Source organism: Vibrio sp. V39_P1S14PM300, from assembly GCF_009904765.1.
In the GTDB taxonomy this organism is placed as follows: domain Bacteria; phylum Pseudomonadota; class Gammaproteobacteria; order Enterobacterales; family Vibrionaceae; genus Vibrio; species Vibrio proteolyticus.
The window spans coordinates 1-20602 of sequence record NZ_WXWP01000217.1 but is presented as its reverse complement, the minus strand read 5'-3'; the positions used below and the strand labels follow the sequence as shown (position 1 = coordinate 20602).

20 protein-coding genes are annotated in these 20602 nt (G+C 52.0%); 11 read left to right on the top strand and 9 right to left on the bottom strand.

What is annotated here, in order from left to right:
• Positions 1 to 390: 390 nt before the first annotated feature.
• From doeA to CAG65_RS10975, 9 genes are all read left to right on the top strand, one after another.
• Complete coding sequence (doeA, locus tag CAG65_RS11015) at positions 391 to 1578, top strand: ectoine hydrolase DoeA (RefSeq protein ID WP_161453652.1); 1188 nt, start codon at positions 391 to 393, stop codon at positions 1576 to 1578.
• A 9-nt stretch (positions 1579 to 1587) separates the two neighbouring features.
• On the top strand, positions 1588 to 2595 hold the full coding sequence (doeB, locus tag CAG65_RS11010; protein ID WP_161453651.1) for a N(2)-acetyl-L-2,4-diaminobutanoate deacetylase DoeB: 1008 nt from the start codon (positions 1588 to 1590) through the stop codon (positions 2593 to 2595).
• Between the two features lie 97 nt (positions 2596 to 2692).
• Complete coding sequence (locus tag CAG65_RS11005; RefSeq protein ID WP_161453650.1) at positions 2693 to 3712, top strand: TRAP transporter substrate-binding protein; 1020 nt, start codon at positions 2693 to 2695, stop codon at positions 3710 to 3712.
• Positions 3713 to 3771: 59 nt separating this feature from the next.
• Positions 3772 to 4251, top strand: coding sequence for an Lrp/AsnC family transcriptional regulator (locus CAG65_RS11000; protein WP_161453649.1), 480 nt, complete (start codon positions 3772 to 3774; stop codon positions 4249 to 4251).
• A gap of 155 nt (positions 4252 to 4406) precedes the next feature.
• Complete coding sequence (locus CAG65_RS10995; RefSeq protein ID WP_161453648.1) at positions 4407 to 5927, top strand: NAD-dependent succinate-semialdehyde dehydrogenase; 1521 nt, start codon at positions 4407 to 4409, stop codon at positions 5925 to 5927.
• 41 nt (positions 5928 to 5968) lie between these two features.
• Entirely contained in the window at positions 5969 to 7375 is a 1407-nt protein-coding gene (locus CAG65_RS10990; RefSeq protein ID WP_161453647.1) for an aspartate aminotransferase family protein, read from the top strand.
• A gap of 56 nt (positions 7376 to 7431) precedes the next feature.
• Positions 7432 to 8403, top strand: a complete 972-nt coding sequence (gene eutB, locus CAG65_RS10985) for a hydroxyectoine utilization dehydratase EutB (protein WP_161453646.1) — start codon at positions 7432 to 7434, stop codon at positions 8401 to 8403.
• Between the two features lie 14 nt (positions 8404 to 8417).
• Entirely contained in the window at positions 8418 to 9374 is a 957-nt protein-coding gene (locus CAG65_RS10980) for a cyclodeaminase (RefSeq protein WP_161453645.1), read from the top strand.
• 147 nt (positions 9375 to 9521) lie between these two features.
• Positions 9522 to 9962, top strand: a complete 441-nt coding sequence (locus tag CAG65_RS10975; protein WP_161453644.1) for an SRPBCC family protein — start codon at positions 9522 to 9524, stop codon at positions 9960 to 9962.
• 35 nt (positions 9963 to 9997) lie between these two features.
• Here the strand turns inward: CAG65_RS10975 and CAG65_RS10970 are convergent, their stop codons facing one another.
• The 3 genes from CAG65_RS10970 to CAG65_RS10960 form a co-directional block, all read right to left on the bottom strand.
• Positions 9998 to 11329, bottom strand: a complete 1332-nt coding sequence (locus tag CAG65_RS10970; protein ID WP_161453643.1) for an MATE family efflux transporter — start codon at positions 11327 to 11329, stop codon at positions 9998 to 10000.
• Positions 11330 to 11399: 70 nt separating this feature from the next.
• A complete protein-coding gene (locus CAG65_RS10965; RefSeq protein WP_161453642.1) occupies positions 11400 to 13328 on the bottom strand; it encodes a monovalent cation:proton antiporter-2 (CPA2) family protein in 1929 nt (642 codons plus the stop codon).
• The gene (locus tag CAG65_RS10960; protein WP_040902999.1) at positions 13325 to 13939 is read right to left on the bottom strand and encodes an NAD(P)H-dependent oxidoreductase; all 615 of its coding nucleotides are present in this window, start codon (positions 13937 to 13939) and stop codon (positions 13325 to 13327) included. The genes CAG65_RS10965 and CAG65_RS10960 overlap by 4 nt, the downstream gene beginning before the upstream one ends.
• Before the next feature lie 331 nt (positions 13940 to 14270).
• On the opposite strand from CAG65_RS10960, the gene CAG65_RS22450 reads away from it, so the two are divergent.
• Positions 14271 to 14432 (top strand): peroxiredoxin family protein, encoded by a 162-nt coding sequence (locus tag CAG65_RS22450; protein WP_161453641.1) that lies wholly within the window; start codon positions 14271 to 14273, stop codon positions 14430 to 14432.
• On the opposite strand, the gene CAG65_RS10950 is transcribed toward CAG65_RS22450, so the two are convergent.
• The 3 genes from CAG65_RS10950 to norR all read right to left on the bottom strand — a co-directional run bounded on the left by CAG65_RS10950 (position 14426) and on the right by norR (position 17204).
• Entirely contained in the window at positions 14426 to 15049 is a 624-nt protein-coding gene (locus CAG65_RS10950; RefSeq protein ID WP_161453640.1) for an HAD family hydrolase, read from the bottom strand. The genes CAG65_RS22450 and CAG65_RS10950 overlap by 7 nt on opposite strands.
• 134 nt (positions 15050 to 15183) lie before the next feature.
• Complete coding sequence (locus CAG65_RS10945) at positions 15184 to 15543, bottom strand: glutaredoxin family protein (RefSeq protein ID WP_161453639.1); 360 nt, start codon at positions 15541 to 15543, stop codon at positions 15184 to 15186.
• 77 nt (positions 15544 to 15620) lie between these two features.
• Positions 15621 to 17204 (bottom strand): nitric oxide reductase transcriptional regulator NorR, encoded by a 1584-nt coding sequence (norR, locus tag CAG65_RS10940; RefSeq protein ID WP_161453638.1) that lies wholly within the window; start codon positions 17202 to 17204, stop codon positions 15621 to 15623.
• 271 nt (positions 17205 to 17475) lie between these two features.
• On the opposite strand from norR, the gene hmpA reads away from it, so the two are divergent.
• Positions 17476 to 18651 (top strand): NO-inducible flavohemoprotein, encoded by a 1176-nt coding sequence (hmpA, locus tag CAG65_RS10935; protein WP_161453637.1) that lies wholly within the window; start codon positions 17476 to 17478, stop codon positions 18649 to 18651.
• 55 nt (positions 18652 to 18706) lie between these two features.
• Here the strand turns inward: hmpA and CAG65_RS10930 are convergent, their stop codons facing one another.
• From CAG65_RS10930 to CAG65_RS10920, 3 genes are all read right to left on the bottom strand, one after another.
• Positions 18707 to 19252, bottom strand: coding sequence for a hypothetical protein (locus CAG65_RS10930; protein ID WP_161453636.1), 546 nt, complete (start codon positions 19250 to 19252; stop codon positions 18707 to 18709).
• Complete coding sequence (locus tag CAG65_RS10925; RefSeq protein ID WP_021706522.1) at positions 19249 to 19785, bottom strand: YaeQ family protein; 537 nt, start codon at positions 19783 to 19785, stop codon at positions 19249 to 19251. Before CAG65_RS10925 ends, CAG65_RS10930 begins: the two co-directional genes overlap by 4 nt.
• Before the next feature lie 184 nt (positions 19786 to 19969).
• Positions 19970 to 20602, bottom strand: a 633-nt coding sequence (locus tag CAG65_RS10920; protein WP_237668799.1) for an imm11 family protein, incomplete at its 5' end; no start/stop codon positions are given.

Sequence of the window (20602 nt, the reverse complement as noted above, 5' to 3'; positions counted from 1 at the left end):
CTGCGTACACAGTCCACCAGATAGTTGCCGATGGAGATGTATTTTGGGGTGCCTGGGCGAATGATCGGATTCAAAGAAATTGTCATGACACAATGTTTTTATTGATTCATTTTAAAGTCCCATTGTAACTTCGATTTAACAAATGGCGACTTTTTGTCCGTTAAATGCGGTCTGTTGCACAAAAAACATCCATAATTGTAGTGATTGATATGAGTTGTCATGCTTTAAATGACGATATTGAACTGAAATGGTCATTCAATCCGCGGCCACCTTCCGGTGGCAATACCACAGCAGATTAATACCCGGCCCGTCAGGGGCTGATAAAAGGTAGAGATACCTCAACGTCTCCGAAGGCCGATAAGGCGTCGGAATTCTACAAGGAGAAAAGAAATGAGAGGCGTTGCTTTGCATTTTACTCTGGATGAATACCAAGAGCGGCTGATTAAAGTCCGCCAGTCCATGGAAGAGCGTGAACTGGATGTGTTGATCCTTCATGACCCGTCCAACATGGCATGGCTCACAGGTTACGATGGCTGGTCGTTTTATGTGCCTCAATGTGTCGTGGTGGGATCGAGTGGTGAGCCTTTATGGTTTGGCCGCTGTCAGGATGCTAACGGCGCCTACCGTACTGCCTATATGTCGGCTGAAAACATCACCTACTACCCGGACCACTATGTGATGAACCCGCCACTGCACCCAATGGATTATCTGGTGGAAGCGGTGTTGGCTCCGCGTTTGTGGGACCGGGGCCGGATTGGTGTCGAGAAAGACAATTACTACTTTAGCGCTACCGCATACGAATCACTGCATACCCATTTGCCAAACGCTCAGTTGCTCGATGCCACTGGTTTAGTGAACTGGTGCCGGGCGGTGAAATCGGATCAGGAGCTGGCGTATATGTACCGGGCTGCCCGTATTGTGGAGAACATGCACCGTGTTGCGTTTGACATGATTGAACCTGGGCTTCCAAAGCACCATCTCGTGGCGGAAATCAACCGTCAGGCCGTGCTGGGCCATGAAGACCATTTTGGTGATTACACGGCAATCGTGCCGCTGTTGCCGTCTGGCTCTGATGCTTCTGCGCCCCATCTGACCTGGGACGACCGTCCGTTTAAAAAAGGTGAGGGGACGTTTTTCGAAATTGCCGGTGCTCACCGTCGTTACCATTGTCCTTTATCGCGTACCATCTTTCTGGGTGAGCCGGACGATAAGTTCAAACGCGCAGATGAAGCCCTAACCCGCGGTCTGGAAGCTGGGTTGGAAGTGGCCAGGCCCGGCAACACCTGCGCCGATATTGCCAATGCACTCAACCGGGTTTTGGATGAAGCAGGCTTCTCGCGTGAAGGCGCTCGGTGCGGTTATCCGATTGGTTTGAGCTATCCGCCGGATTGGGGCGAGCGCACCATGAGCCTGCGTGACAGCGATAAAACCGTGTTGAAAGAAGGCATGACCTTCCATTTTATGCCGGGGCTGTGGTTTGAAGACTGGGGATTGGAAACCACGGAAAGCATCGTGATCACTCAATATGGCGCGAAAACGCTGTGTGATTTTCCGCGCCATCTTTTCGTTAAACACTAAGGAGTGGCTATGCAAAACAGTTCGATTTCCGCCACGGTCGATTTTAACCAGGAAGGAATCCAGCACGGTTTTCTTACATTGCCATACTCGCACGATGAATCGGCTTGGGGCAGCGTGATGATCCCGGTGACGGTGATCAAAAATGGCGACGGGCCGACCTCGCTACTGACTGGCGGTAATCACGGTGATGAATACGAAGGGATCACCAGTTTATTGAAGTTGGCCAACACCCTTCAATTAGAGCAGGTGAGTGGACGGGTGATCATCGTTCCCATGATGAACTTGCCGGCAGTACACAATGCGTCTCGCACCTCGCCGATAGACCAAGGTAACCTGAACCGCAGTTTTCCCGGTAACCCAGCAGGTTCGGTGACTGAAAAAATTGCTGATTACTTCACCCGTTATTTGGTGCCACTGTGCGATTTCGCGCTGGATATACACTCAGGAGGCAAGACTCTCGACATTGTGCCGTTTGCGGCCGCGCACCGGCTGGACAACCCGGATCAGGAAGAGGCCTGTATTCTCGGGGCGAAACTGTTTGGTGCGCCATATACCATGATTTTGCTGGAAATGGACGCCACCAGCTTGTACGACACTGTTGTGGAAGGTCAGGGCAAAGTGTTTGTCACCACGGAGCTGTGCGGTGGAGGGACCAGTACACCACAGACGATCGCCTACGCCGATCGTGGTATTCGCAACTTTCTGCGTTTTGCCGGCAACCTGACTGGAGCGTATGAGAAGCCTGCTCAGCCGAGCCGGTTACTCGATATGCCGGATGCCCGTTGCTATCTGCAAAGTCGCCATAGCGGGATCGCGGAATACCTGTGCGAGTTGGGGGACCGGGTGGAAACTGGCCAGTTAATGGTGCAGATACATTCAACGCAACGCACGGGAGAACCCCCTGTTGAATATCGGGCAGAGCGCGGCGGAATTTTTGCTGCACGCCGCTTTCCGGCCATGGTGAATCTGGGAGACACCTTAGCCGTGATCGCCGAAGACTATGGTGAATTTACTTAGCCAGTGTCTGTTTTGCAGCTACTGGGACACCCCTTAGGGTCTGGCGTATCACCAGCCGTTGGTGAGATGGCCCCAACAGAACGAAAGGAAGAAATGGATGAATCCGATGAAAAAACGCTATCGCCATCTGGCAACGACGTTATTACTGGCCAGCAGTGCACTGGCCGGTACCGTGCAGGCTGAAACCTGGAAGTTTGCGCTGGAAGAGGTGAAAGGCTCCGTACAGGACGCCTACGCCCAGGAGTTCAAACAACGCATCGAAACCAAAACCGGCGGAGACGTGACCGTTGAAGTGTACCCATACGGTACGCTGGGCCAGTCTGAGGACCTGACCGAACTGGCCGCCAATGGCATCATTCAGTTCACTAATGCCTCGCCGGGAATCTTCGGTTCTTTTGTGCCTGAAATGCAGGTGTTCTCCATTCCGTATTTGTTGTCTTCCGACAATGAGGTCAACAAAAAAGTCCTCAGCGCCGGCCCAACCATTTATGGCACCCTGGGTGGAAAACTGGAAGCCAAAAACCTTAAATTGCTGACCATGTTCCCAGAAGGAGAGATGGTTTGGACCACCAATCGCGCTATTCGCAGCCCGCAAGATTTTAACAATTTCAAAATGCGGGTGATGGCCTCGCCCATGCTGATGGAAGCCTATAAATCGTTTGGCGCCGATCCAACCCCTTTGCCGTACTCTGAGGTGTACGGCGCGCTGCAACTGAAGATGATCGACGGTCAGGTGAATCCGGTGTTTGCGATTCAGGAAATGAAATTCTACGAGGTGAGCGATTACATGATCTGGGCGGGGCAGCAGCAATTTACCACTACGGTGATCACCAACAATGCCTGGTTTAATGGTTTGCCGGAAGCGCGTCGTAAACTGGTTCAGGAGACGATCTCTCAAATGAATGATTTCATTTTTACCAAACAGGCTGAGTTTAACCAGATGCGCCTTGAGCAAATTAAGCAGGCGAAACCCGAGATGAAAATGGTGCATTTGAATGAGCAGGAACGTGCGGAGTTCAAGCGGGCATCCATGCCGATGCGCGACAAGTATGTTGAGCTGACCGGGAAAAGTGGTCAGGCGGTGCTAGACGCTCTGGAGCAAGAGTTCAGCCAGTAATGGCTCAGATGAGTGGCCTGCCTTGCGGGCCACACTGGCGTTAAAAGGGAGAGTGATTTATGCGCCTGGATCGCTACGACGTAAAGATTCTACAAATTCTTCATGACAATGGCCGTATCACCAAATCGCATCTGGCGGAGGCGATCAATTTGTCCGTCAGCCCCTGCTGGGAGCGGGTCAAAAAACTTGAAGAAGCTGGCATCATCGAAGGTTACGGAGCCCGGGTGAACACCGACGTGCTGTTTAAACGTACATCCGTCATGGTGGAAGTCAGCCTTAAAGAACACAATGCTCAGGCTTTTCGCCGTTTTGAACAACTGGTACTCCATACCCCGGAAGTCACCGACTGTTATGCCACCGGCGGCGGCGTGGATTACATCCTCAAAATCCAGTCCGAAGACATTGATCAGTATCAACGGTTGATCGACAACTGGCTCGACTCAGAGGTCGGCATTGAACGCTACTTTACTTATATCGTTACCAAAACCATCAAACGGGATGCCGGTACATTAAATATCAATCAAAACGCGTTGTTCTAAAAGAAAAAAACGCGCAAATCCATCACCAGAAAAATCGCCATTTTAGTGGCGAACGAAAAGAAAATTCTGCCGGTTCTCCCGCTGGCTTCAGAAATTATTCACCACGCTTCTCTCTTACAGTGTAGGTATGGACAACGACGCTGGGAGAAGGATTTATGACAGCACTACACAGTTTACATGGCGGTGAATTGAAAGCTTCACACGACATGATGGCAATAATGGATGATGTTCGTCTGGTGCGCGGCCTGGCTTACGTTAATGGCAAGTGGGTCAGCGGCGACGAGTTTCATCCGGTAGACAATCCGGCTGATGGCAATGTGCTTGGGTACATTACCAAGCTGAATCAACAACAGTTGTATCAAGCGATTGATCAGGCTGATCAGGCGTTTCGTCACTGGCGAAAATTGCGGGCAGATGAGCGGGCAGCGCTATTGATGCGCTGGCATGATCTGATTCTTGAAGCCAAACCGGATCTGGCACGTTTGATGGTGATGGAACAGGGCAAGCCTCTTGCGGATGCGCTGGGAGAAATTGATTACGGTGCGTCGTTTATTCGCTGGTTTGCTGAAGAGGCGCGCCGCTGTTATGGCGAGACCATTCCCAGCCATATTCCGGACGCGCAACTCTCTACGGTTCGTGAACCGATTGGAGTTGCAGCGTTGATCACGCCGTGGAACTTTCCCAATGCGATGGTGACGCGTAAAGCGGCCGCAGCGCTGGCGATTGGTTGTCCGGTACTGATTAAGCCGGCCAGCGAAACACCATTCTCAGCGCTGGCATTGGCGGAGCTGGCTGATCGGGCTGGATTTCCTGCCGGCGTGTTCAACGTGGTGACTGGCGACGCCGTGATGATCTCGCAGACCTTATGCCATTCCGACAAAGTGAAAGCCTTGTCCTTTACTGGCTCAACCCGGGTTGGGAAGTTGCTGCTACGTGACGCCGCTCAGACGGTGAAAAAATGCAGTATGGAATTGGGGGGCAACGCGCCGTTTATTGTGCTGCCGGACATGGAGATTGCTCAGGCTGCTCAAGCTGCGGTGGCCGCCAAGTTCCAGACTGCGGGGCAGGATTGTTTGGCCGCCAATCGCATTTTTGTACCACAGGAAAAATATGAGCCATTTCTGGAAGCTTTTACGCATGAGATGGAACAATTCGTACTCGGCAACGGGATGGAGCCACACACCACCATGGGGCCGTTGATCAATCAGGCCGCCGTCGATAAAGCCCATGACTTGGTACGCGATGCGCTGGATAACGGGGCCCGGTTGGTGGCGGGGTATCACACCTCTGTGCCGGGAGGCAACTTTTTTGCGCCGACGCTGTTGGCAGACGTCACGCCAGAAATGGCGGTATACCGTGAAGAGAATTTCTGCCCGGTGGCCGGGGTTCTACCCTACAAGGATTTGGCATCAGTGATTGAGATGAGCAATGACACCGAATACGGCTTAGCCGCGTATGTGTATGGCCACGACATCCATCAGATTTGGCAATGCATGCGTGGCCTGGAATTTGGCATGGTGAGTGTCAACTCGGTCAAGATGACGGGGCATCCGATCCCGTTTGGCGGTGTCAAGCAATCCGGGCTGGGCCGGGAAGGGAGCCGCCATGGCTTTGATGAATATAGCGAAATCAAATATTGCTGCCTGGGCGCACTGCCGACCGTGACTGGCAGTTGAGACATGAAATATGGAAAGCCAACTATTCGAGGAGAAGGAACATGAGCACCAAAACCGAACAACTACTGAATATCGACCGCCAGCGCGTATTTCATGCCTCAACCCACCTGAAGCAATATGCGGCTGGGGAGCTTTCGGGAAGAATTATCTCGAGCGGAAGCGGAATACGCATCACCGATTCCGAAGGCATCGAGCTGATCGACGGCTTTGCCGGGTTGTATTGTGTGAACATTGGTTATGGCAGGACTGAAATGGCCGAAGCCATTTACGAACAGGCCAAACAGTTAGCTTATTACCATACCTATGTCGGACACACTAACGAAGCGCTAGTAACCCTGTCAGATCGCATCATCAAGATGGCGCCGGCCGGGATGAGTAAAGTGTATTACGGTATGTCGGGCAGTGACGCGAACGAAACGCAACTTAAGCTGGTGTGGTACTACAACAATGCGCGTGGCTTGCCGGAGAAGAAAAAGATCATCTCGCGTGATCGCGGCTATCACGGTTCAAGTATTGCGTCTGGATCCATGACCGGATTGCCCCTGTTCCATGCGCATTTTGATCTGCCGCTGGAGCGGGTTAAGCATACTATGGCGCCGTATTACTATCGCCGTGATGATGACAGTATGTCTGAGCTGGAGTTCTCCCGGTACTGTGCGGATCAACTGGAGCGGATGATTCTGGCTGAAGGGCCGGACACGGTCGCTGCGATGATCGCTGAGCCAGTGCTGGGCACCGGTGGGATCGTGCCGCCGCCAGAAGGGTACTGGCAAGCCATTCGTCAGGTGCTGGATAAATACGATGTTCTGCTGATCGCTGATGAAGTGGTGTGTGGCTTTGGGCGTCTTGGTTCCGATTTTGGCTCTATCCATTATGATATGAAACCGGATCTGATCACCGTAGCGAAAGGCCTGACCTCGGCGTATCAACCTTTGTCAGGCGTGATTGTGGGTGAGCGTGTGTGGAGCGTTCTGGAAGAGGGCACCGATCAATGGGGCGCCATCGGTCATGGCTACACCTACTCGGGACACCCGATGGGTGCGGCAGCCGCCAATTGTAACCTTGATATCATTGAGCGCGAGGGTTTAGTTCAAAATGCCGCAGAGGTGGGGGCGTATCTACAGCAACGGATGGCGGAGACTTTTCGCGATCATCCGCTGGTAGGGGACACGCGTGGTGTCGGTTTGTTGCATGCGCTGGAGTTTTCATCCGATAAACTGCGTCGCTCGCACTTTGACGCTAATCTCAAAGTGGGTCCTCAGATCGCCGCTTCCTGTCTGGATCAGGGGTTGATTGCCCGTGCGATGCCGCACGGTGACATTCTGGGTTTTGCTCCGCCGTTGATCGCCAACCACCACGACATTGACACCATCGTTGATAAAGCTCATCAGGCGGTTAATCAGGTGATGGACCGCTTAGTGACCTCGAAACAGTGGCAACCGAAATAGTCCTATTCCGTTCACTTGCCGCCCCACTTGTGGGGCGGCGTTAGGATCCAAACACTATGGAAATACAAGATGTTTACGCGGCCAGGCGAGCCATTCATGGACTGGTCTGCCGTACCCCTTTGCTTCATTCCCCGCAATTGTCCCGGCAATATCAGTGTGAGGTGTGGCTTAAACTGGAAACGCTCCAGCCGATTGGTGCTTTTAAACTGCGTGGTGCGACATACGCGATGAACCGTCTCAGCGAAGAGCAGAAACGCCATGGTGTGGTGACTTGTTCAACCGGAAATCACGGCCGCGCGGTGGCTTATGCCGGTCAGCGACTTGGGATTCATACGGTGATCTGCATGTCGAGCCTGGTGCCGAACAATAAAGTCGAGGCGATCAAAGCACTCGGGGCAGACGTGCGTATTGTCGGTCAGTCTCAGGACGACGCCGAGCGCGAAGCGCTGAGGCTGACAGAGAAAGCGTCGATGACTTATCTCTCGCCCTTTGAGCACCCGGATATTATTGCCGGGCAAGGCACCATTGGATTGGAAATTATCGAGGATTTGCCTGATGTCGATGTGATTTTTGCTGGATTGTCCGGCGGTGGTTTGTTAGGCGGTGTTGGGCTGGCGGCGAAATCGGCAAGCCGTAAAGTTAAAATCTTTGGGGCTTCAATGGAAAAAGGCGCCGCAATGGTGGAAAGCCTCAAGGCAGGAAAACCGGTTCAGGTACCAGAGTATGAGTCGTTTGCCGACAGTCTGGGAGGCGGAATCGGGCTGGGTAACCGTCACACTTTTCAACTCGTGCAACAGGTGATGGATCGTGCGTTTCTCGTGAGTGAGGACAATATCGCTAAAGGTATGACGGATATTTTTGATGCAGAGAAGTTTGCTGTTGAAGGTGCGGCTGCGGTTGGTTTTGCGGCAATGCGTCAGCATCCGCTTGATCTGCGCGGTAAAAAAGTCGTGTTTGTTCTGAGCGGTAAAAATGTGTCGTCGGACACGTTTGACACGGCACTCAGTATTGGCCGACACATGCAGTAAACAAGGAAGTCGGAATGGAAATCTACAACAAGACACAAATTCAATCGGTAACCGGGCTGAATGAGGACGCGCTGCTGGCCGTCGAAGATGGCTTTCGTGCCCTGGGAGAAGGTCGGGTAACCTTGCCACCGATCTTGAGCATGACGATTGCGGAGAGCCATGGAGAAGTCGATGTTAAAACGGCGCATATTGAAGGCATTGCCCGTTTTGCCATCAAAATTAGCCCGGGCTTTTTTGATAACCCTAAACTGGGGTTACCCAGTCTGAATGGTTTGATGGTGCTGCTGAGCGCTAAAACCGGCTTGGTGGATTGTGTACTGTTCGATGAAGGGTATTTGACGGATGTTCGCACCGCGCTCGCCGGAGCCATTTCTGCCAAGTATTTTTCTAATCCGAACGCTAAACGTGTTGCGGTGATCGGTGCTGGTTTACAAGCCGAATTGCAGGTGGCTGCGATGACATTAGTTCGTGACATCAAACACGTCGACGTTTGGGCCCGGGATGCCGACAAGGCATATGAGTATCAGCGCCGGATGGCGCAGACATACGACCTACCTGTGACGGTCCACAGCACGATTGCCGAGGCGTGCTGCGAAGCGGATATCATTGTCACCACTACGCCATCGCGTGAGGCGCTGCTGTATTGGCGGGATATTCCCGCGGGCGCGCACGTGATTGCGATGGGCTCGGATAGCCCGCATAAACGTGAGCTGGCTGACGACGTGCTCCTCAATGCCGATCATCTGGTGGTCGACCGCCTCAGCCAGTCAGAGTCAGTGGGAGAACTGCGCTGCATGGCAAAGCCTCTGCCTCGAAAGGTGTGTGAATTAGGCGAGATCATCTGTGGTGTCAGCCCGTATATTCGGCATGCGGCAGAGATATCGGTGTGCGACCTGACCGGAACGGGTGTTCAGGATACGGCGATCGCCAACTACACCGCACAGCGATTGGCGGGAGATGTCGCCACCTGAAGTTGAGTGCGTTTTGGGCCGCTTCGCTGTCTGAAAACACCGGATTACGTGCTCGGTGAGATTCGGTCTATGCTTTAAGTCTGAGGTTTGCTGGCATCATTCGAGTGCCGCCGAGCCGGGGTTATCCGCATTATCTGAGGCTTATGTATGCTGACGCTGACTTACCAAATCGACATCGATGCTGAACCTGCCCGTATCTGGCAGGTTTTGACCGAGCTGGAGCTGTATCGCAAGTGGGCGACAGCCTTCTCTCCACAGTCCCAGTTTCACGGTGAATGGCGTGAAGGGGAACACATTGCGTTTTTTGATCCCGGTTTAGGAGGCACACGGGCGGTGATCGATAAGATTGACGTCGACCGGGCTATCCAAATCCATCACATTGCGGTGTTTAATCCCGAACATATCATCGACATCGACAGCGATTCAGCACGCAAATGGATTGGCTCAAGTGAGAGCTACGAAATCATCCGTCAGGGCGATAGAGTGGTACTGGAAGTCACCATAGTGACACATCCGGACTTTACCACCATGTTTAATGATGGCTGGGAAAAGGCACTGCCTAAGATCAAAGCGCTCAGTGAAGAGTGAGACAAAAAGCCTTGCATCATAGCAAGGCTTTTCCATCAGGCAGTGGTCAACCGCCGCTCCAGTTGGCGCAGTCCGCGCTGGTACATGACCCAGGCACAAAGCCCGGCGAGTACGTTGCCAATTAATGCCCCGACCAATAGGCCATAGATATCCGCGATCTGAGCACCTACCCATAAACACGGCAGGAAGAACGCAAACAGGCGCAGAGCCGAGATAGTCAGTGCGGTATACGATTTGCCCAGAGCATTGGAAATCGACACCATTAACATACAGATACCGAGCGGTCCAAGGCTCAGAGGGACTAAGGTAAGGTGCCAGTTGAGGATCGACGCGACGCTGGCTTCACTGGTCATCAAAGCGGAGAGGAAACCCGCTCCCAGGTAGGTCGCCAGCGCGATCACAAGCTGCAAAACCAGCACGAAACGACAGGCCAGATTGACCAGTTGTTTGATCTGCTCGATTTTACCCGCGCCGAGTAACCGGCCGATCATCGGTGGCATCGACATCGTCAGTGCCAACACCGTCACTATCGCAAAAAACTCATAACGTGATCCCAGAGCCCAAGAAGCGACGGCTGCCGTACCATAAGTAGCCAGTAGTTTGGTGGCCAGCATAGAAGACAGTGGGGGCAGGAGCTGGCTGATCATGGCTGGCCCCATGATGTTGGCGATGGAGCGAACGCTTTTCACTACGTTGAGGTCCGCCCAGTCGAACGACATCCAGTGTTTGGCAGACACTTTGGGGGCGACAAACATAATACCCAGACCAAAGGCGATGATGGTCGCCACCGCGGCACCGTTGATGCCCATGTCAAAGGTAAAGATAAACAGCGGATCCAGAGCCAGATTGAGCAGGCTGGTGATCATCATCATGGTGCCCGGCAACATGGTATTGCCATTGGCACGACAGATACTGTAAAGGAAATAAAGCACAGCGCCGGTCCAGGCGCTCACCAGCCAGTAAATCCAGTAGCTATCGATGATGACAAAAATGCTGTCCGGTGCGCTCAGCAGGGCCAGAATCGGGTGACGTAACAGATAAAGCAACAACGAAAATACCGCGACCCCGATGCTGCCCATCGCCAGGACCAGACCGCCGAGTTGTTTAGCGTAGCGCTCCTGCTGGGCGCCCAGCGCCCGTGAAATAACTGCGGTGGTGGCAATGCCAAGACCGACCTGGATGCCGATGATGATCATCTGGATCGGCAACGTGAACCCTTGGGCGGCGAGCGGTAATACCCCCAGTTGGCCGATGAAAGCACTGTCGACCAGTTGGAAGCTCATAAGTGATAACACGCCGAACAACATTGGCCAGGTCATGTTGAACAGCTGACGGCCGAGCGTGTCAGAAGATTTGGCTTGAGACATATGGTTACTTTCTGATTTTGGAGTAGTGGAAATAGATGAAAGCCGAGAGGTGCTCTCGGCTTTTGTCTGGCTATTGTAGCTCATCTCCGAGCTTGTCTGCATACCCTTTTGGCGGTGGCGTCCACCCTCGCTCTGTGCGGGAGTGATTGTCTGACCGGTCAAAGGCCATTTCTGACTTGATACGCTCCTCCAATTCCATAAACAGTTTTACATAGTTGTTGTCGAAGCGTTCTCCACTTTCAGATTCTTTATTCCATGCGTCATACAGCCCTTCAGACAATGCACTTTCCAACCGTTTAAACGTGGTTTTTTGCTGCTCAACAAAGAATGGATGATGGCCGAGCCCACGCAGCGCAGCGGAGCCGATTTCTAGAGCAGAATGATACGTTTCCGACTCAATAATGTCGGCACCTGCCTGACGTAATCGGTAGCCGTGACCGCGGTCAAAGGCGCGGGCCAGAATTTTCAGGTGTGGATACGCGTGTCGCACGTGTTTAACCAGTTCGACGCTGCTCTCTTTGTTGTCGATTGCTACGATCAGCATTGACGCTTCCTCGATGCCCGCGGTGTGCAGCAGTTCCGGGCGAGTGGCATCACCAAAATAGGCTTTGACGTTGATCCGGCGTAGGTTGTCCACTTGCGCAGCCTGATGATCGAGCACAACGGTTTGAATGCCATTGGCGGTCAGCAAGCGGTTGGTGATCTGACCGAAGCGCCCGACACCGGCGATAATGACCGGGCCGTGCTCTTCAATCACGTCGGCATCACGGTCATTGGAGGCCGTTTGGAAACGCGGCAGGATCACTTTGTCAAACAGGATGAACAAGCCCGGGGTGAGGAACATCGACAGTGCCACCACCAGCGAGAGCTTTTGTGACAACTCAGGAGGCAGCACATGGTTCTGAGTGGAGAAACTCAGCAGCACAAAGCCGAACTCACCAGCTTGTGCCAGGCTGAGGGCGAACAACCAGCGATTGCTGCCTTTAATTCGAAAGATGAAGGCCAGTAAGAACAACACTGCGGCTTTGAGCAACATGACTCCCAGCGTAATGCCGAGGATCAAAAAGAAATCGCCGAACAGCACTTCAAAGTTGATGCCGGCACCCACGGTAATAAAGAACAGCCCCAGCAGTAGCCCTTTGAATGGATCAATATTGGACTCCAGCTCATGGCGGAACTCACTGTTGGCCAGCACCACGCCAGCCAGAAATGTACCCAGTGCCGGAGAGAGCCCCACCAGGCTCATCAGCGCGGCGATACCCACGACCAGCATCAGTGCCGTCGCGGTGAAAATTTCACGCAGACCTGAGCTGGCCACAAAGCGGAACAAGGGACGGCTAAGGTAATGACCACCCACCACCATCAGTGCGATGGAGGCGGTGATCACCATGCCATATGCCCATCCGGGCAAGCCGGCGACTAAGCTGATTTCTTCATGATGTTCGGCGGCGGCATTGGCGGCTTGCTGCGCCTGTTCAATCAACTCAGGCAACGCCAGCAGCGGAATAAACGCCAGCATCGGAATCACGGCAATGTCCTGGAAAAGCAGGACCGAAAAAGCGTTCTGTCCGCCTTCCGTTTTATTGAGACGCTTTTCACTGAAGGTTTGTAACACGATTGCCGTCGACGACAGGGCGAAAATCAGGCCGATGGTCAGAGCCAGTGTCCACTCAACGCCAAACTGCATTGAGATAGCCATTACCGCAGCCGTGGTCAGGCCAACCTGTAAACCGCCCAGGCCAAGCAGGCGATTGCGCATCGCCCAGAGCATGCGGGGTTCCAGCTCAAGGCCGACCAGAAACAGCATCATCACCACGCCGAATTCGGCGAAGTGCTGAATAGTGGTGGTTTCTTCGCCAACTAATCCGATGATCGGGCCGATTACCACCCCGGCGATCAAATACCCAAGTACAGAGCCAAGGCCAAAGCGTTTCGCCAGTGGCACGGCGATCACTGCGGCAATCAGGTAGATAAAAGCTTTGATGAAATACAGCGTCATGCCTGTTTCCTTACGATCAGTTCATCCAGTGAATGCGTCAGTTTCGGCAACTGGCGCGCACGCTCGGTGTCCAGATGTCCGTTGACCAGAGCATTCAGGAGTCGACGGTATTTATTGACATGCTCTTCGATTCGGTTGTCATCCAGAGCGGTACGCGCGCCAAATAGGGCAAAAGGCGCCAGATATTGCATTCCGGTCAGATTGGCCATCTGTTCCAGAGGTTGCAGTAATTCGCGAATCGTAAAGTGGTTGTAGCCATCGGTTTGATACGCTTCGGCTTTGCCTCCCGCAGACAGCACACACAAAAACTGCTTACCGTGCAGTGCCGCACCGTCATGACCGTAAGCGAACCCGTATTCCAGTACCAGATCCTGCCACTCTTTGAGGATGGAGGGGGTTGAATACCAGTAGAGCGGAAATTGGAAAATAATCACATCGTGCTCGACAAGGCGCTGTTGTTCTTTGTCGATATCAATGTCAAAGGTTGGGTATTCGGCGTACAAATCGACGGTGGTCACCCCTTCAACTTGTTTGGCGACATCGAACAGCGGTGTGTTGACTTCACTACGACGTTGAGACGGATGTGCGTACAAAACCAGTATTTTTTTCATTCTTTGAGTGCCCTGATGAATCGGTTTTAGAATCAAATCATTACACACTGATGGCGCCATCACCATCGATTACTGCGTGGTAACCTGACTACAATCTCATAACTGAGGGGCGCGCAGGGTTAGAAATGAGAAAGTGCAACGTTTCAGAGTGTCACTCTAACAGTGTAGAGAGGCAACCAAGTGACTAAAAGTTAACTGATTGCCGGATAGAGAGACCGCTCTAACATGATTTGATAACGCTTCAAGCTTCGCCATGCGGTTTCTATTGCTTGTGCGTTGAAGTACCCGATGCCTGAATGAGCTGGAAACCTACAAAGCGGCGTTTGCAGCAGTGGGCGTTGAAATTGTGGCCATCTCTGCTGATTCAAAGGCTCAACTGGAGGAGCATCAGTCTCGCCTGGAAGTCAGCTTTCCGTTAGCGGATGGCCTGAGTGACGCGCTCAGAGCAGGAAGCTACCATCAGTATCCGATGCGAGGTACGTTGGATTATTGAGCCAGTTGTTGGTGGCTTTGCGCCAGTAATTGTTGCAAGTCATGCAGATGAGTAACGACCAGAGACGCTTGATCGACAAAGTCTGGCCGACGCCCGTGTGTTACCAGGCAGGAAGGCATGCCTGCGTTTCTCGCCGCTTGCAAATCATACACGAAATCGCCGACGTATAGCACTTGCTGGCGTGGCAGAAACCACTCCTCGGCCAATGCGATCAGCGAATCGGGCGCGGGTTTGGGTGGGAAATGCTCACGGCTGATCACTCGCTCAATCTTGATGTGATTGTGTGTCATTTTTAGCGCAGTTGCCTTGGCACAGTTGCGAGTCACAATGGCGGTATGGATGCGGTGGGCGCGCAAGTGTTCGAGCAATTCAAGGCAGCCTGGCATTGGCGAAGAGATCCGCGCATCTTCCATCTCATGTTCGATAATCAGTTGGTGGGCGCGCTGGCTTTTCAGGTCACAATTGAGGCCATTCGCGTAGTGAAGCAAATCGTCTTGTTGCGGACAGCCGATTTGCTCACGCAGGGCACGAAAGTTCATTGATGATGTGACCAGCGTGTTGTCGAGGTCAAACACAACGGCCTGAATCACGCTGAGGTCAAGCGGAATTGCGCGCATGGAGTCTCCTTGTGCTTTCTCATTGTAAACGGGGTGAGCAAAAAAACAGCGATGTTAAAACACTATGGCAGGGAGCGGGCAGCGATACAAATAAAAAAGCCGGGCGTGATTGCAACGTCCGGCTTGAGTGCCCATCAGGTAAATTCTTTTTCCAGATAGGCAACGATATCGGAGGATTCATACATCCATTCAACCTGACCATTGTTTTCAATGCGCAGGCACGGCACTTTGATGCGGCCGCCTCCGGCTTCCAAATCGGCGCGGTGAACCGGATCATTTTTGGCATCACGTAATTCGATTTTGACCGACTGACGCTTCATCGCGCGGCGCACTTTGACACAGAACGGACAAGCCTCAAACTGGTACAGCGCCATGTGACGTGCTTTGTCGTCGACGATCTGTTGCGCATCGGCTGAGCGTTTAACCCCTCGGGGTGTAAAAATGAAATCCAGGGTCAGAATGATTTTGCCCAGAAACCAGCGGATAAACTTCATAAAGGGTCCATTTTCTCTGTTACAACGTTGCGCGCCATTGTAACAGTGAAGTAACAGCGGGCCTAGAAATGAACCCTTTAACGTTCGATTTTATGCACTCTAGTAACATTGATGCCCAGTCGTTTGGCTAGTCTCACCAGATTGGCACGATCGGTTTTGAGTTTTCGAGCGGCTTGTGCCCAGTTAAAGTCGGCCTCGGTCAGCGCTGCGGTGACCAGCTCACGCTGAAAGTGGTCGGTTGCTTCTCTTAACCCACCGGACAGATCCAAAGACGCGGTAGGTGTGGCGCCTGGGAGGCTTTCACTTTTAGGAGCAGCGCCGTTTTCCAGTGCACCGATGTCGTCTAAGTTTACTGTGATCACCGCTCGTTGTCCGCTGCGCGCCCGGGCTTTCAATGCCGCGCGGTTAATCACGTGCTCTAGCTCGCGTACATTGCCCGGCCAGTCGTAATGGCTGATGTAAGCCATGGCGTCCCGCCCGAGTTTGAGTTGTGTGATCCCCAGTTTACGCCTGGCCTGTTCGAGAAAGTAACCAGCCAGCAATGCGATGTCACCATTGCGTTCGCGCAGGGGAGGAACCTGGATTGGATAGACACTCAGGCGATGATAAAGATCGGCGCGAAAACGACCGGCGTTGACTTCCTGTTTGAGATCACGATTGGTGGCGGCCAGTACTCGTACATCGATAGTCTCGACTTTATCCTGGCCCACCGGTTGAATTTCGTTGTTTTGCAGAGCACGCAGAATTTTGCTCTGAGCGGCCAGCGGCAATTCACCGATTTCATCCAGAAACAGTGTGCCGCCATCGGCCAGCGCAAATTTCCCCGAGCGGTGCTTGTCTGCGCCGGTAAAGGCCCCTTTCACATGCCCAAACAACTCGCTCTCAACCAGGTTTTCAGGAATGGCCGCGCAGTTGACGTAGACCAGCGGCTGCTTGCGTCTCGCAGAGCGGTAGTGCAGAGTGCGGGCGACCAGTTCTTTACCGACACCAGTTTCGCCGTGGATCAGAATGTTAAAGTTCGAGGGCGCGACCACTTCAATGTCGGCTTTCAGGGCAGTCATTGCCGTGCTACTGCCAATCAACTCACCACCGTCACGTTCCCAGACTTCTTCGTTAAGTTCCTCTAGCCGTTGCTGAACCTGTTTGGCTTGCTGCTCCAGTTGATTAAAGGTCAACGCCATCTTCAATGTTGATGCTGCAATGGCAGACAACACTTCCAGGCTACGATCCGGAATATGGTGAAACACGTTGGGTATCAGGCTGTCGAGTGTCAGCACCCCCAGTAAGGTGTCACCAAACCGAAGGGGCAGGCCCATACAGGCATGCATCGGTAAATCCCCATCGTGATCCAGTAACAGGCCATCAAACGGATCAGGCAGTGGGCTGTCGGCATCAAAGATCACAGGTTTATCTGATTGGCAGATCAGCTCAAATCTCGGATGCTCGCTGATATGAAAACGCCGGCCCAGGGTGTCTCGGGTTAGTCCCTGCATGGCGAGTGGAACCAGAGTGTCGCCCTGCAGTGACAACAGAGCCACACAGTCGCACTGAATTGTTTTGCGAATGGCATCTAACAATTTATGGAAGCGGTCCTCGCTACTGAGGCCGCTGGCAAGTCCGATGGTCATTTCGACCAGAGTAGAAACAGAGAGTTCTTGCATGGCAAAGGCACTGAAATGAAATTTTTTATCATTATAGAGTCATTATGACTTGTTTTAAAGCAGTCTTTTTGACTGCTTTTATTATCAATAAGTGAATGAAAACATGGGATATAGGCATTTTTTAGACTTGGCATTATTCCTGCTCTTAAACCACACGGGCGAGAAGCCAGAACATAAAGCGAGGCATGGAATTCTCGTGCACATCGCAATAACTAACTCAATGAAAGTGACTCAGTGTTTCTGAAATTTAATCTAGTGGGAGTGTCCATTTATGCTAAGTAATCATCATATTGACGTTGTGAAAAGTACCATCCCTCTTCTGGAGAGTGCGGGCCCCGCGTTGACCGCGCATTTCTATCAGCGCATGTTCAGCCATAATCCTGAATTGAAAGACATCTTCAATATGACCCATCAGCGCACCGGCCGTCAGGGCGTGGCGTTATTTGAAGCCATTGCGGCGTATGCCAAACACATCGAAAACTTGGCAGCGTTGACCGCAGCCGTCGAGCGCATCGCCCACAAGCACACCAGTTTTAACATTCAGGCCGAGCATTACCAGATTGTCGGCCATCACCTGATCGAAACCTTACGCGAGCTGGCAGGGGACGCGTTCAGCCCGGAGGTGGAAGAAGCCTGGACCGCTGCGTATCTGTTTCTGGCCCAGGTCTTTATTGACCGCGAAGGTGAGTTGTACCAGCAACGCCACCAAGCCTTAGGGGGCTGGGCTGGCGCACGCGAATTTATTGTCAGCGAGAAAACGGCTGAATCCGAGCTGGTGACCAGCTTTGTACTGACACCTGCCGATGGCAAAGCGGTACTGGATTATCAACCGGGCCAGTATATCGGACTGGAAGTGACACCAGAAAAAGGCGAGCATGTCGAGATCCGTCAGTACTCACTTTCACAAAAACCGAATGGGATGAACTACCGCATCTCTGTAAAGCGTGAAAGCCAGGATGCTCATTGTGGCTTGGTGTCTCATCATCTGCATGATCAGGTTCAGGTGGGGGACAGTGTTAAGCTCTATCCACCGGCTGGTGATTTCTTCTACGTGGAGCGTGAGCGTCCGGTGACGTTGATTTCGGCTGGGGTGGGCGTGACGCCAATGCAGGCGATGCTGCAATCGCTTGCTGAAACCAGAAAGGCGGATGTGACCTACCTGCACGCGTGTAACAATCGTGACCAGCATACTTTTGTTGATGAAGTGGCCACGTTGGTCGCTGTGAATCAGTGGCAGCAGCATGTCTGGTACCTGGAAGGGCAAGGGCAACACAGCGGCCAGATGGATCTCAGTGCCATTCGCGACCGTCTGGCGCTCGACAATGGCGATTTCTACCTGTGTGGTCCGGTGGCGTTCATGGCGTTTGTGGTTGAACAGCTTCACGCTCTGGGTGTGTCCAGAGATCGTATCCACTACGAAATTTTTGGTCCGCACGAGTCACTGTAAGCATCGCGTGAGTTGTCAAAAGGGAGCCATCTTGGCTCCCTTTTTGGCTCGTCAGTCATTCCCTATCTGGATTAAACCAGGCCTTCAGCCTATCAAACAGGTTGGGCTTAGACGGTTGTGGTGAACACTCTTTCCCCGCGTAATAGCTTTGCATAAACTCAACCCGCGCCGCCTGGGCATCCAGCGTGATGCGGGCGGCAATACGCTCGGCGGTTTGCTGGGCGTGATCATTGGCTAAGCTGAAATCCATATTGAGATAGCCCTGCAAATAAAGCCACAGATGCGTTACCAGTAATAGCTCAGACAGGGTTTGAGATTGAAATTTCCCGGCCTGCTCGTGACCCAGAGTTTGTTCAAACACACTTTTTACCGCAGTTTCTGATTGCGCAGATTGCTCGAAGTGCGAGCTGCATTCGATGTGACGTTTGGTGAGTAACCCGAGCAGATGTTGCTGTGGCGAAGTGCCTGGTTTTGCATGACACGCTTTGCCGAAAAGCTCTTGCTGACCTGCACACAAATCCCGCCACAGCTCTGGGTGCAGAGTGACGACCGGCAGTAGATCGGCGCCGCAGTCCGTGAGGATTTGCTGGAGAGAATTCATCGGCTTTGCAACTCTTCAAATGTTACTTCACACGATCCTTTGTTGCTATCAACAAACAGAGAATTGCCGCTGATCATCACCGACATATCGACACTGCGCTCCAGCAAAGTTTCTAATGCTTCTACTTGTTCTGAGTTGAAGCGCATGATGGTCGCGTCATACATGCCCAGTTTGCCGCGGTTTTGCTCCCACCACACATTGGATTTGGTGTTGTAACTGTAAACCACAACCTGTTTAGCCTGTCGAGTAGCTTTTTTCACCCGGTCAGCATCCGGCTCACCTAGCTCAATCCACAATTCGATTTGTTCGTCGAGTGACTTACGCCAGATGTCGGGTTCATCAGTGGTCGAGAGCCCTTTAGTAAACTGTAGGTTTTCACCAGCGTGAAGGCAATACGCCATCAAGCGAGCCATCATCCGCAGCGTATTTTCAGATGGATGCTGTGCGACGGTCAGGTTGAGTGTGTCGTAATAGTCGCGGTTCATATCGGTCAGCGCGATACGAAATTTGTAAATGGTGGGTTTTAGCGCCATGTATGTATAAGGGTCCGAGTCTTTGAGAAGGACTATAGCGGTACCCTCTCGATTTGTTGAGAAAAATCATAGAGAAACTTTTCTTAGGTGAGAGCATAGTAACAAGTCTTCGCACAACTGGCACATGTTAAAATAAGGGCGCACCTACGTGTAGAAATCGGATGCGGTGAAAACATTTAACACGTTACTCTATAAAATGAAGGCCCATTTCCCAGTCTGAGATCTTTATAAAATTCAAAGTATCAACATCATGCTTCTGGAATATATTCACAACTGTTTCATGAACGATGATATGACTTATATTGCTAAACTTTGGTTTAAATACCAGCCTCTCACTAAGTGGTATTTTGTCTAACTTATTATCACTGAGGAAATATTTTTGAATCTTTTGACCTTCTCTATTCGGATTTATCCTCCGAATAGCACAATTGTCTATATCTAGTACATCCATCTTATGAAATACATTAAAGACCCAATAGTCTTCATTATACGTATCGTTATCATCTAGAATCACTGCTGGGTAAAATTGGAAAAGTTCATTTTCTATTCCGCGCAATGCGTTTTTTATTTCATTCGTTATGACAGGATAAGTACTACTTAGGTGTGCTTGCTTGATTGGACGTGATATCCCCTTAGCCAAATCCTCATCGCGATAGCCGTTAGCAAAGAACATCGGCTCACTTCCGACTAGCTTAGTGTACTCATAGTTGCGATGATCCGATCTATCATGAGTTGTCAAATAAAGAGTATCGTCATCATAATTTTCAAAAACAATATAATATTGATGGTTATATTTACTCATTGTCCTGCCTATAAT